A 13,128-nucleotide genomic window follows, 5' to 3' on the forward strand; every position below is an offset into this window, starting at 1 on the left:
TTTGGCATTTGACTATGGTCAATGACTATGGTCAATTGCTGTACATCGTCAGGGTATCTTGGGATGTCTTCCACCGTAAGCGCTTGCTATGGGCAAGACCGATCAGCCAATGGACCGGATTACCGTGAACCCTCTCACGTTCGCCGACGTCTGCGCGCTGGCCGCCACGCTGCCGAGCGTGGAGGTGGGCACGAGCTACGGCACCCCCGCCCTCAAGGTGCGGGACAAAGCTTTCGCTCGGCTCTGGGAAGACGGCACGACGCTCGTGCTCAAAGTGCCGTTCGCGGTGCGTGACCATTTGTTGGCAAGCGCGCCGGCCACGTACTTCGTGACCGACCACTACCTCGGCTACCCGGCGGTGCTGGTGCGACTTGGCGCCGCCAACACGGAGGAGCTCACCCCGCTGCTGGAGGAGGCGTGGCGACAAGTCGCGCCCAAACGCCTGCTGCAGGAGCATGAGCGGCTCCACGGGGATTCAAAGAGTCAGCCTGGTTGAAGAGCCTATTGTTCCACCTGGAGGCACCTGGCTGGTGCAACACCCGTAGCGTTCAACGACGCGGACTTACTTGAGCCGCGCCTGCATCTCGCTGATGAGATCCTTGTAGCTGTTCAGCAGACGATCCCACGCCTCGAAGTTTTCGTCGTCGCGCGCGGACTTGAGCGGGTCCCGGTTCTGTTCGGAATCGATCTTGATGGCGTAGCGCAGCGGCGAGTCCCCCTGCCGCTTCACGATGACCCGCGTGCGCACCACCCGACCGGTCTCCTTCCAGGTGCGCACCTGCCACGCCGTCCGCAGGTAGCCGGTCTGGCTATCGGAGTTCTCCAATACGTCGAAGGCGGAGAGCACGATGCTCGAGACCAGCTTCCACGCCTGTTCTTCGGCGAGCTTGGACGAGACCTCAACGGTGATGTTCACGTTGGCCTGATCGCTGGCCACTGAGGCGCCGTACGATTCGTCGGCGGCCAGCTGCACGTTGGCTTCCAGCGGCGGCGCCGGCGCGTTGTCCTGCACGCAGTAGGGCTCCTGCCACGGCATGAAGCCGGACTGCTCCACCCGCACCGTCACGCACCCGCCCTCGGGGATCTTCACGCTCACGGCGCCGGTGCCCGCCTGCCGGTTGTTTACGAACACCCGTGCGCCCTGGGGCGCGTTCACCGCGACCACACGCCCGGACAGCGGGACCTGGTCGCCCATGGGCGGGGGCGGGAACCCTTCCTTGTTGCAGTACTGCCGCTCGGTGGGGGTCCACCCGGCCTTCTGCACCCGGATGGTGGTGCACCCGCCGTTGGGGACCACGACGTCGGCCACGCCGTCCCCAAGCTTGGTGTCGCCCGTAAAGACCTCGGCACCGGGCAGTGCCGCCGTGACGGCCACGCGACGGTCCACCAGCTCAAGCTTGTCGGTGGACACCGGGTACTGGGTGGAGCCCTTGTCCCACTGGTAGACGCGGCGCACGGTGGCAAAGCCCGGCTTGCGCAGCTCCACGGTGGCGGAACTTCCCTCCTCCACCTCCACGTCGGCCTGTCGCTGTCCGGTGGCCGTCCCATTGATGTAGATCGTCGCATCAAAGGGGAGCGCGCTCACCTCCACGACGCGCCGGTTGAGGAACAGGGTGATGCGCTTGTCCTTGTAGTCGGGGCCCTTGGGGAAGGAGCGCCGGACCTCCTTGAACCCCTCGAGGCGCACGACCACGGTGTTCGACTCGTTCTTCTCGAGCTTGAGCTTCGCCGCGCCCACCCCAATGCGCTCGAGCGACCGGTCCAGCTCCTTGAGGCGGTAGATGGTGGCGGCCGCCGGGGAGGCGGTGAGTTCGAGCGTCTGTGCGCCGAGGGTGGAAGCGCCGGCGAGGGCGCCAATCAATACACCGGGCAGCGACAGGGAGCGGCGGGAAGGCATGAGCAGAAGCGGAGGAGGGTGGGGCGGAACGATGCAATAAAGGTATGGGGGGTACCGGAAGGACGGAACGTCCGTGGCGCTGGTCACGGGGACCATCTGAGGGATCCGCGGACCCGTTACCCCTATCGTTACCGCCGCAGCCACATACGCATAGTGCGCGTGACTATGTCCGTCGCTTCATGCTGCACAAAGTGCCCCGCGTTGGGCACGGTCACGATGGTGACGCTGTTGTCCACGAATTCCCACGTGCCATTGAGGCCGGCCGCGAGCAGGTAGCGGTCGGTGAGGCCGTGGATCATGAGCACCGGCGCCTTGACCTTCACCAGTGGCGTGGTGTCGAGCGTGTACGGTTCGCGCGGATAGTTGGCCTTGTAGTAGTTGAGCATCCCCTCCATGCTCGACTGCTTGAACGCCGTCACGTAGCGTGCGCGCGCGGAGGTATCGGTGACCCACCCGGCCAGCCCTTCGGCCGTGAGCGCCTGCGCGGCGTTGGCCTGCTGAAAGTTGCGCGCATACTGACTGTTGGCGGCCTGCTGCGGATTGTTCACCAGCTCTCGGCGCAGCGCGCGCAAATGCGGCAGGTTGAGAATAATGAGCTGCTCCACCACCTCCGGTTGTGCCATGGCCACCGACCAGGCCACAGCCCCGCCCCAGTCGTGCCCCACGACAATGGCCTTCTCGCGGCCAAGTGACTTGATCACGGCGACCACGTCGTTGACGAGCAGCGGCATGGCGTAGTTCGCCACGCCATCGGGTTTGTCCGACAGGTTGTAGCCACGCTGGTCAATGGCCACGGTGTAGTAGTCGCCTGACAGCGCAGCCATCTGGTGACGCCAGGTATACCAGAAGTCGGGGAAGCCGTGGATCATCACCATGAGCGGCTTGCGCGCATCGCCGAGCGCCGCGTAGTGGATGCGCACGCCATTGGAGCTGGCGTAGCCGTGTGTTACGCGGGTGATAATGTCGGCGGTGGCCTTAGTGGGCTGGGCCATCGCCGGCGCGGCGATGACGAGCCAGGCAAGCAGGAGCAGTCGGGTCATGGGCGCGTGGCAGCCGGCGAGGTGGCCGTGGTGAGTTGAATGCCGTGTGCTGAATTGGCGGTTGGCTGGTAGAACTCGCAAGCGAAGAGCCCGCGGCCAGCTAATTTCGTGGGCGTGACCGCCCTTTCCATTTCGACCAGCTCCTCCCCAAATCGATGGCTTCGTTCACACGCCACACCTTCTTGCTCTGTGTGCTCCTCAGCACATCCGTCAGCACGCGCCTCAGCGCCCAGGACGAGAAGTTCTCGGCGCCGCTGCTCTCGGACGTGCGTCGACTGGCCAATGCCATCCCGGGGGAGGCGCCGACTGCGATTCGGCTCGAGCTGCAGAACCCGTTCCTGATCCCGCGTGCCGACTGGGTGGAAGGGGCAGGAGTCGACACGATTCGGGCGGCTGTCCCCGTGTTTCAGCTGCGGTTCCCGCGCGGGTGGATAATGGTGGACGCAGCAATGGATCGTTCATTCGTCCCGACCAGCAAAACGTTCGATGAGTCGACGCACCAGCGAATTCACACGGCCATGCGCGACGCGCGTCTCGTGCTGGTGACCCATGAGCACTACGACCATATCGCAGGCGTATTGAAGTCGCCCTATCTCTCGACAATCCAGTCGCACACGCTGCTGTTGCGCGCACAGGTGCGCACACTGCTCGAACGTCCCAGTCGTCCCGATATTCGCATTGACTCGGCAACGGCTGCCAAATATCTGCAGTTCGATTATGACCGCCTGATGCCCTTGGCGCCTGGTGTGGTGCTGATCAAGTCGCCGGGGCATACGCCCGGTTCGCAGATGGTATTCGTACGCCTCAAGACAGGCGAAGAGCTTCTGCTGGCCGGGGACGTCGCGTGGACCATGGACGGCATCGAGAATCAGCGGCAGAAGCCCGAAGGGACTACGCGACGGTTCGGCGGTGAGGATCGGACGCAGGTTGCCGCGGAGCTTCGCTGGCTCCGCGATGTGCAGCGAGAAGGGGTGCACGTGGTCGTCGCCCACGATCTGGCGAATCTTGAACGGCTGATGGCGCTTAAGCTTCTCACGTTAGGCTTCGATACGAAGGCGCAGTGAGCGCTTACCGTCTGGAGCGCCTGCCCTTTCCCCTCCCCACACCCGCTGCGTCATGCGCTCACTCGGCAAGCTCCACATTCTCCCGCTTCTCCTGGCCGGCGCGATGAGTGCGGTGGGGTGCGATGATGAACGCGAACAGGCGCCCCCGGTGCATCCCATTGTGGGGACCTGGCTGGTGCAGGACCCGAACGCGCCGTTTCCGCATCACCTGTATGTGTTCAACGCCGACGGCACCATGCAGCAGGCCAACCCGGATGCCGGCAATGCGCGCGGCAGCGACAGTGACGGCAAGGGCATCTGGGCGGATCGCGGGGACCGTATTGACGCCAAGTGGGTGGAGCTGTCGGCGGACCGCAGTACGCATCAGTACACCGGGCGGCTGGAGCTCACCATGCAGATTGTGGTGCAGGGGGATTCGCTTACGGCTTCTGAGACGGCCAAGCTGTTTGATGCGGCCGGGGCACCGGCGCCGGCACCAGAAACACCAAAGCCGCTGCGTGGGGCGCGGGTTACGCTGCCGTAGACCTATAACGGTAGCGGTGCGCACGGTGCGCGAACATGCGGTGAAAAGACAACGCCCGGGTGCCTAAGCACGCCGGGCGTTGTCACATCGCACTGCCACGCCGCCTTACGGCAAACGAATCTGCCAGAGCGATGGCTTGTCAGCCTGTGTCGTGGGCGGAAGGATCTTCTGGGTGAGCACACCGGCTTGCGACACGATGCCAAAGTCATCGTCGTTGATAACGAAGAGCATGTTGCCGGGCGCCATGGCCAGCCCTTCCGGCTTGTCGTGCGGATAGCCGAGGCGCGTGAGCTCAACGCGCTCGCGCTTGGTGACCGGCTTGATGCCAGCGGCCAACAGCTGTGCTTCGGTGGAGCGTTCGAGGGTTTTCCCCTCGACCGGCGTGGCGCCGAGCACACCCAGCGCGCTCACGTCAGTGGCGTTGGTGATGTCGATTTCGTAAATGCGCTTGAGCGTTGCGGGACGGGGGCCGAAGAGGAATGTGCCGTCGCGCTCGAGCACCAGGAAACGCGTGGCCGAGAGGGCCAGAATTTCGCTATTGCCCTGAATGGTCGGGCTGTCGAGCAGATAGAGGTATTCGCGTGTGCTGCCGTTGGTGAGATGCTTGAACAGGATACGCGTGACCAGGGACTTGTCGCGCACATCTTCCTGCGCCGGATTTTCCAACGGCGCCTGCATGATGCCCACCAGCCACTGCCCGTCGGGCGTAATGGTGAGCCCTTCCATGCCACGATTGGGGCGGCGCAGCTTGTACACTTCCGGCAAGCCGCCGTTGTTGCACGGTGTATAACGTTCGATCTCGCGCCCCGTGGCGTCGAAGTGCACCATGAACGGGCCGTATTCATCCGACAGCCAGAAGCTGCCATCACGCAGGGCCACGATACCTTCGGGGTCGAGGCCGTTCACGTCGGACAGTGGGCCACTGCCATCGACGTTCTGGCCAATCTCCAGCGTATTGCCGCAGGCCAGACTCGGCAGCGGCAGCCCGGTCATGGGCGTACCGTTTTTTGCCTTGAGCACAATCTCGCCGTCCAGGCGCAACTTCGTGCCGCTGATGTGCGCACGATAGATGCGCGGCGCGTACGTGGGGTCGGGGAAGCGCTTCGGGGTGCCGGCGCTGCGCGGGCCGTCGTAATTGGGGCCGCGATCGGTGAGCAGATAGAAATCGCGCGACGTGCCCGGCACGAGAGCCATGCCGCTGCCGTAGCCGCTCTTGCTCACGACCACATCACCAACGGTCGTGAGCACGTCAGGGTCGCGGGTGGCCACGAACTGCACCGTGGGCGTCGCGCCGGCCTTGGCGCTGCGTGCGGCTACGTCGAGGTCGGATTCGGTCGCGAAGGGCTGACGCTCCGTGCACGCAGCCAGGCAGGTGGCAGCGACGGTGAGCAGCAGGGGTGTAGATGAACGCATGGGAAAGCTCGTTGGAAAGTTGAAAGGGGAATGTTTCAGAATGCCGAACAGGTCACGAGCCCACGGCGCAGCGAGATGCCGCCGGTCTCGTTGTCATCCACCCAGAACACGGGCTTGCGGCCGCTCACGCACTCGGCCTGCGGTGCCAGCGTGAAGCCTTCGTTGTTCACGTCGGGCAAGCCGCTCGGCCGTTCGAAACGCTGGGTGACAACGAAGGAGCCCAGTGAGCTCGAACCGCTCTGGGTATCGATGGAGAGAATGGTGGAGCGACCGTTGCACCCGTTGTCGCAGATGGCCCAGAGCTGATTCAGTTCGCGGTCGAAGCTCAGCTCCATCACCACAGGGAATCCGCTGGTGAAGGTGGCCAGTCGGGTGAACGACCCGGTCACCTGATTGAGCGCATATGCGTGGATGGCTCCAGTGGCCTCAACACCCACGAAGAACAGCCCGTCGCCGTGATCGGGGTAGTTGGCCGGATTGTAGAGGGCATTGGTACCCTGCACGCGGAAGCCGCGGGCCACCAGATACGCATCGGGAACGAAGGTGATGCCTTCGAGGCCGAGGTTGGCGCCGTTCGCCGGCAGGTCGGCGGTGATGTCCCACTCCATCGCGGCGGTGAGCGTGGTACCACTTACCGACGGATCGTAGCGCAAAATGCTGTTGCGGCTCACGGAGTTGCTGGCGTTGTTGCGTTCCGAAGCCACATAGATGGCAGAGCCTACCAGCGCAACGCCTTCGGCGTCGACATCGCCCAACCCGTTGGGGTAGCGCAGCAGCTTGCCGGCGCTCCAGTCGTTGGCCGCGTCACGCGCCCACGCGCTGCCGGTCCACACCAGGCGGAACAACGCACCGGGGCCGTTGCGCACCGCCCACATGACGCCCGGGGCCGAGGTGCCGGACGCCTGATAGGCGAGGCCGCTCATGTTGCCGCCAAACGTGGTGTTGCCGAACGTCTCGCTCACGACGGTGGCATCACCGGGCCAGGCAAAGAACGTTGGTGGAGCCGGGCAGTTGTTGGCGGCGCCCTTGGTGGATTCAAGCGTCGTGGCGAACGACCCGGTGCCATTGGGGCAGCGACCGTACGTGGTGGTGGCGTGTGCCGTCCACGTGTAGCTGTCGAGCACCGTGGTGCCGTCTGGGGCAATGAACTGCGCCTGGTCGCCGCCGCCGAGCCCAAAGGAGAACTGCGCCTGCTCAAGCACCAGATATGCACCCGGCGCGATGGTCGTGCCGGCGGGGATGACATAGCCGCCAGTCACGACATTGTCGCGGAAGATGTATCCGGAAATGTCGGCGGTGGTTGCGCCGGTGTTGAACAACTCGACCCAGTCACCCGGTGTGCCACCGTCCGACTCGATTTCGTTGATCTTCACGGCAACCGCGAGAATCCCGCAGTTGTTCGGTGTGCCCTTGGTAGACGCAGGGCTGGTCACGAAGGCGCCGGTGCCATTGGGGCAGCGGCCATACGTGGTGGCCGCATGGGCGGTCCACGTGTAGCTGTCTACGAGTGTGCCGCCACCTGGTGCAAAGAGGCGCGCGGCATCGCCAGCACCCAGACCAAAGCCGAACTGCGCTTCGTCGAGTACGAGGTAACCGCCAGCGGCGATAATGGTGCCGGCCGGCAGCGTGTACGGCACGCGCGAGTCATCGTTGTCGCGGAACACGTAGCCGCTCAGATCAACGGCCGTAGCGCCAATGTTGATGAGCTCCACCCAGTCGCCCGGCGTGCCGCCGTTGGACTCGACTTCATTGATCTTGACGGTGGTGGTGGCCACCACGCAGCTATTGGCTGCGCCCTTCGTTGCGGCCGACGTGACGATCAGCGCGCCAACACCATCGGGGCAGCGGCCGAACGTTGTGGCGGCATGTGAGGTCCAGCTGAAGCTGTCCACGAGCGCGGTGCCGTTGGGGCGATAGAGGCGCACCGCATCTGCGGCATCGAGCGCAAAGCCCAATTGCTCCTGCTCCAGCACCAGATAGCCATTGGCCGGAATGGTCGTGCCGGCCGGGAGAGTTGTACGGCTGGCGTCGACGTTGTCGCTCAGGACATAACCGGCGAGCGATACGGGTTGCGCGCTGGGGTTGTACAGCTCAATCCAGTCGGCCGGTGCGCCGCCATCGGACTCGATTTCGTTGATGCGAATGAGTACGTCACAATCGTTGGCACTGCCCTTGGTCACGATACTGGTGGTGGCAAAGGCGCCAGTGCCGTCTGGGCAACGGCCGTAGGTAGTGAGTGCGTGGGCGGTCCACTGATAGCTGTCGGCGAGCGTGGTGCCATCGGCCGCGAACAACCGCGCCTGATCGCCGCCGCCAAGGCCGAAGTCAAACTGCGATTCGTCGAGCACCAGGAACCCACGGCCGGGAATGATCGTGCCGGCCGGAATCACATAGCCGCGACTGTTGTCGCTATCGCGAAAGACGTAGCCGGACAGATCGAGCGGTCGATCGTTGGTGTTGTAGAGTTCCACCCAGTCGCCGGGCTCACCGTTGTTCGACTCCACTTCGTTGATCTTGACATAGTTGCGGGCGACCGGCTGCTCGAGGCGGAAGCGCACCGCGAACTGCTGACCGGCGACCAGTCCGGTAAAGCGCGACGCGTCGACCGAGGCGAGCGCCGGTGTATTGCGCACCATCATGACATCCACAAAGCCCAGCGTTTGCCCGCTGCGCAGGACAGACACTCGATAGGCTTGTCCGGCCTGTGCCCCACTGCGGCCCGTGAGCCACTGCAACTCGTAGCGTTCACGCGTCGCATCCAACGTGAGGCGGCTGGGGGTGGGCAGGCTGGTGGCGTCGAATCGTTCAATGGCCGGGCCCTCGCACACGCTGGTGCTGTCCAGGGCACACACTTCGACGGAAAGTTCGCTCAGCGCGTCGGCGTCGAACGTGCCGCCGGTGGTGGGATTCGCGGCGACTGTCGGGGCGAGCCAGAAGAACTCGGGCTGGCCACCGCGGGCGGCGTCGGAAATGGCGAAGCGGGGGGCGTCGCTCGGTGCTTCGACAGCTACCGGATTATCGGCGCAACTGGCGAGGAGGGCGGCACTGACAAGGGCAACGGCGCCCCGGAACAGTAGACGGGTCACGGACAGACTCCGGGAAGGCAAGACGTGGCGATTGACCATGCGTCAATCGCAGTCGCCCACACTCGGGGTCCCTGGTAACGGACTGCGTTCCTATGGTGTCACGGTGGCGTCACGGCGGCACTGCTGCTTCGTAGCAGCCTCAACTACTCCCTTACCGCAACCGCCCACCATTCGCCTGCACCAGCGGCGAATTTTCAAGGTTGTACCGCTTCATTGCCGCTTTGAAGCGCGGCGCGGTGCGAATGGCATCAAACCACGGGTTGGCGAGAATGACCGACGGCACGAGGTCGCCGTCGCTGGCGGCAGCGGCCTCGAGCGCAGCGAGCGCGCCGCTGGTATCTCCGGTCACGAGGCGTGAGCTGAGGCGGCCGTACCACACACCACGCACATCGTCGCCCATGCGCTCGAGGCGCTGCGATATGCGCGTGGCTTCGCCCAACTGCCCGCCCATCGCCAACGCGCGGGCCATGCCGCCCAGGTACATGGGATCGCTCACCAGCGGTGCCAACTTCGCGGCACGCTCGGCGCCCTCCGCATGGCGACCGGCCATGGCCAGCGCCGTCAGCATGATGGTCTGAATGGGCGCCACCGTTGGCGCGAGGTCATGTGCACGAATCGCGAGCGCCACGCCCTCATCAAATCGCCCGGCGCTCGCCAGCGTGGCTCCCTCCCACGCCAGAATGATTGCCGACAGTGGGTCCAGCACACGTGCGCGCGTGAACGCCACCAGCGCGTCTGCCACCCGCCCTTGATTGCTCCGGTTGAAGCCAAGCCGCCAATAGGCAATGGAGTTCGTGGAGTCGAGTGAGATGGCCCGTTTCGCTTCCCGCTCGGCGTTGGCCCAATCGAATTCCTCAGCGGCGATTGCTGAGAGCGCGATGTGCACATCGGGGTTGAGCGAGTCGAGGGCCAGCGCGCGCGCGGCGGCGACGCGCGCCACTGGCAGTACGTCGCGCATATGGCGCAGCACATAGTACGGCGTGGCCATGAGCGCGATGGACTTTCCGGCCCACGCGCGGGCGAACGATGAATCGGCGCGAATGGCGGCGTCGAAATAGCGCTCGGCGTCAGTGAACACCGGCCCGCGGTTGCGATATACCTGCATGCCACGCAGGTACTGTTCGTACGCCTCCGGATTGCTCGTGCCCGCACTGACCGTGGTGCTGCCAAGTCGGAGCTGCAGTTGCGCACCAATGGCCTGCGCCAGCAGCTCCTGCATGCGGAATACATCGCGCGCATCCTGCTCGAACGTATCCTGCCAGAGTACGCGACCGTCGCTCGCGTTGCTCAATTCGGCGGTGACGCGCACCCGGTTGCCCTCGCGTCGCAAGCTGCCGAGCAGAATGGTGCGTACGCCGAGGGTGTCCCCCAGTTGTTGGGCCGAGAGCGCTGAGTTCTTGAAGCGCGCCGAAGTGGAGCGGCCGGCGAGACGCAGTCCGGGTACACGCGACAACACGGTGGTGAGTTCGTCGGCAATGCCTTCGGCGAGATAGGTGTTTGCGGTGTCACCACCCACCGACGCGAAGGGAATGACGGCGAGTGAGGCGTCGCTTTCTGCAGTCGCCGGCGCTGCCGAAGCACTGCTGGCGGGAGCGGGGGAGCGCGAACTCCACCACGCCACGCCGCCGGCAACGGCAACGAGTGCGACCGCCAACAGGGCAAGTGATGTACGCGATTGTGCGCTGGCGCGTGTCGGAGCCGCCGATACCTCGCCGCTGGTAGAGAGCGCAGCGAGCACTGCCTCCATACTCGACGGGCGCGCCGCGGGATCTTTCGCGAGACATTGCGCAATAAGCGCGCGCACGGCTGGCGATGCACCCAATGCCGTGATGGCCGGCGCGGGGGTCGCGATGTGCGCCGCGGTCATGGCGGCAGGGGTGGTGCGATCGGCAAACGGATGCGCGCCCTGCAGCAGTTCGTAGGCCAGCACACCCCACGCGTAGATGTCGGCGCGGTGATCGGTGCTGCTGTCACCGGTGGCCTGCTCGGGGGCCATGTACGCGGGCGTGCCAATGGCCATGCCGGCTTGTGTGAGCGCGGTGCCGTCGCCGGTATTGTTCGCCTGCGTACGGGATGCATTGAGCGCCTTGGCAATGCCAAAGTCGGCCACCACCGCGGTGCCACTCGAGAGCAGCACGTTGTCGGGCTTGATGTCGCGATGCACGATGCCGCGCGCATGTGCGTAGGCGAGCGCCTGCGCCACGTTACGCAGAATGCCCAGCGCTTCGGCGGTGGGGACAGTGCCGCGTGTGAGCACAACGCGCAGCGATTCGCCGGCAACAAACGGCATGGTGAACCAGGGGAGCCCGTCGCTGGTGGTGCCGGCCGTGAGCACCGGCACGATGTGCGGCTCCTGCAGCGACGCGGCCAGCTTTATTTCGCGGGTGAAGCGCTCCGTGCTGAGCCCCGCCGCCAGTTCGGGGGACAACACCTTGACCACCACGTCACGCCCCAGCGCTTCGTCGCGCGCCAGGAACACGCGCGACATGCCGCCCCCGCCCAGCTCGCGCTGGAGCAGGAGCGTGTCGCCGAGGGAACGTTGGAGTTGGTCGCGGAGAGGAGCGGTCATTCAGGGACGGGAGGGGGCGTGCCGGAGTCTACCATCCCGGGTGGGCGGGGGTAATTACGGGATCGTTCATCATCAGATGGCGAAATCGCTTACGCCCGAGGCTGCGCGGCCGAGAAAGCCAAAAGATTATTGACGCGAAATTCGTGTAACACTAAATTCGTGTCATGAAGAACGTCACGGTAACCCTCGACGAAGAAGTCGCCCGCTGGGCTCGGGTCCGGGCGGCTGAGCTCGACATCAGCGTGTCGCGTATGCTGGGCGATCTGCTGCAGGAACAGATGCGCCGACAGGTGACGTACCAAACGGAAATGCGGCAGTTCCTGGTGCGAGAGCGCCGGCCACTCAATGCCGATGGCTCGGCGTACCCTTCACGCGACGAGCTGCATGACCGCACCAATCTTCGTTGACACCAATGTGCTCGTGTACGCGGTCGATGCCGGCGCTGGCGTAAAGCATACGGCGGCGCGCGACTGGATGACCGTGTTGTGGGAGCGCCAAACCGGTCGGATAAGCGTGCAGGTGCTCCAGGAGTTCTACGTCACCGTGACGCGCAAACTCCGTCCGGGCATGTCGCCGACGGAAGCGCAGCGCGACGTGCGCGCCCTGATGCCGTGGGCGCCCATTGAGATCAACAGCCAGATTCTCGAACGGGCCTGGTTCATTGAGTCCCGCTACGGGTTGTCGTGGTGGGACGCGCTGATTGTCGCGAGCGCGCAAACCCTTGGCTGTCGCACACTGCTCACGGAAGACCTACAGCATGGGCAGCAGTTTGATGAACTGACGGTGGTGAATCCGTTCAAGGTTGCGCCGCCGGTGTGAACCGCGACGCACGCCCTGCTCAATACCAGCACGCACTTACGCAGGGCCCAGCACTTCAGAAAAAAACGGCTCCAGTTCTATCACTATTGGCTGCAACGCGCCGTGTGGCTGCCACGTGATGTGCGCATCGTGAATCGTTGGCCGTTCGTCGCCGGGCATCCATCGTTCCACGACACGCGAATCGAGATCGACAATCCAATACTCGACATTGGCCCGCTGATAGCGCTCGCGCTTCACTACCCGATCGACGCGCGCGGTGCTGGGCGACAAGACCTCGACAAACAGCAGCGCGTGGCCGCGTTCCTCGTACGTACGCGGCCGTCGGCCGTCCGTGAGCGGAACCACGTACAGGTCAGGGTGCACCAAGGTACGCGGGTCGAGTACCCACTCTGACGGCGACACGAACACCGTGCCGATTTCTGCCGGCCGCACGAGTGATTCGAGCACAATGGCCAAGGTCGTGACCGCGCCCTGATGAGCCAGCCGTGGCGTGGGGCTCACGAGCAGCACCCCGTCCACGCACTCGTAGCGGTGCGACGGGTCTTCCGGAAGCGCCTGCACTTCGGCGGCGGTCCAGACACGGGGCAGAAGCGCTGGCATGGCCATAGTGTGCGCCGAGGCGGGGGGAAACGGCAAGGGATCACGAGTCACGATGGCATGCGATCGCCAAGGATGTGTCATCGTTTCCATGCGCGTGCTATCCGTACTACGCGCACG

Annotated in this window: 11 protein-coding genes; 5 read left to right on the forward strand and 6 right to left on the reverse strand. The window is 64.7% G+C overall.

The annotated features are described in order from the left end of the window. Positions 1-88 precede the first annotated feature (88 nt). A complete protein-coding gene (locus tag GEMMAAP_RS00555; protein ID WP_202969173.1) occupies positions 89-496 on the forward strand; it encodes an MmcQ/YjbR family DNA-binding protein in 408 nt (135 codons plus the stop codon). A gap of 66 nt (positions 497-562) precedes the next feature. Here GEMMAAP_RS00555 and GEMMAAP_RS00560 read toward each other — a convergent pair whose 3' ends face one another. Together GEMMAAP_RS00560 and GEMMAAP_RS00565 are read right to left on the reverse strand one after the other, a co-directional pair. Next, positions 563-1,897, reverse strand: coding sequence for a hypothetical protein (locus tag GEMMAAP_RS00560; RefSeq protein ID WP_026849011.1), 1,335 nt, complete (start codon positions 1,895-1,897; stop codon positions 563-565). Positions 1,898-2,025: 128 nt separating this feature from the next. Then, the gene (locus GEMMAAP_RS00565; protein WP_043580083.1) at positions 2,026-2,937 is read right to left on the reverse strand and encodes an alpha/beta fold hydrolase; all 912 of its coding nucleotides are present in this window, start codon (positions 2,935-2,937) and stop codon (positions 2,026-2,028) included. A 155-nt stretch (positions 2,938-3,092) separates the two neighbouring features. Here GEMMAAP_RS00565 and GEMMAAP_RS00570 point away from each other — a divergent pair, with 155 nt between their 5' ends. Next, entirely contained in the window at positions 3,093-4,001 is a 909-nt protein-coding gene (locus GEMMAAP_RS00570) for an MBL fold metallo-hydrolase (RefSeq protein WP_026849013.1), read from the forward strand. Between the two features lie 52 nt (positions 4,002-4,053). Next, complete coding sequence (locus tag GEMMAAP_RS00575; RefSeq protein WP_053333872.1) at positions 4,054-4,524, forward strand: hypothetical protein; 471 nt, start codon at positions 4,054-4,056, stop codon at positions 4,522-4,524. Positions 4,525-4,629: 105 nt separating this feature from the next. On the opposite strand, the gene GEMMAAP_RS00580 is transcribed toward GEMMAAP_RS00575, so the two are convergent. The 3 genes from GEMMAAP_RS00580 to GEMMAAP_RS00605 form a co-directional block, all read right to left on the reverse strand. Further along, the gene (locus GEMMAAP_RS00580; protein WP_053333873.1) at positions 4,630-5,937 is read right to left on the reverse strand and encodes an esterase-like activity of phytase family protein; all 1,308 of its coding nucleotides are present in this window, start codon (positions 5,935-5,937) and stop codon (positions 4,630-4,632) included. Between the two features lie 35 nt (positions 5,938-5,972). Beyond that, complete coding sequence (locus GEMMAAP_RS20800; RefSeq protein WP_202969174.1) at positions 5,973-9,023, reverse strand: lamin tail domain-containing protein; 3,051 nt, start codon at positions 9,021-9,023, stop codon at positions 5,973-5,975. Between the two features lie 151 nt (positions 9,024-9,174). Next, positions 9,175-11,592, reverse strand: a complete 2,418-nt coding sequence (locus GEMMAAP_RS00605) for a serine/threonine-protein kinase (protein WP_053333874.1) — start codon at positions 11,590-11,592, stop codon at positions 9,175-9,177. Between the two features lie 164 nt (positions 11,593-11,756). Here GEMMAAP_RS00605 and GEMMAAP_RS00610 point away from each other — a divergent pair, with 164 nt between their 5' ends. Next, positions 11,757-11,999: an alpha/beta hydrolase family protein gene (locus GEMMAAP_RS00610; protein WP_043580084.1), complete on the forward strand. Its 243-nt coding sequence runs from the start codon at positions 11,757-11,759 to the stop codon at positions 11,997-11,999. Beyond that, positions 11,977-12,411, forward strand: coding sequence for a PIN domain-containing protein (locus GEMMAAP_RS00615; protein ID WP_026849015.1), 435 nt, complete (start codon positions 11,977-11,979; stop codon positions 12,409-12,411). Before GEMMAAP_RS00610 ends, GEMMAAP_RS00615 begins: the two co-directional genes overlap by 23 nt. A 36-nt stretch (positions 12,412-12,447) precedes the next feature. Here GEMMAAP_RS00615 and GEMMAAP_RS00620 read toward each other — a convergent pair whose 3' ends face one another. Then, on the reverse strand, positions 12,448-13,011 hold the full coding sequence (locus GEMMAAP_RS00620) for a Uma2 family endonuclease (RefSeq protein ID WP_158514671.1): 564 nt from the start codon (positions 13,009-13,011) through the stop codon (positions 12,448-12,450). Between the last annotated feature and the right edge of the window lie 117 nt (positions 13,012-13,128).

The sequence above is a fragment of the Gemmatimonas phototrophica genome (assembly GCF_000695095.2).
Lineage (GTDB): Bacteria > Gemmatimonadota > Gemmatimonadetes > Gemmatimonadales > Gemmatimonadaceae > Gemmatimonas > Gemmatimonas phototrophica.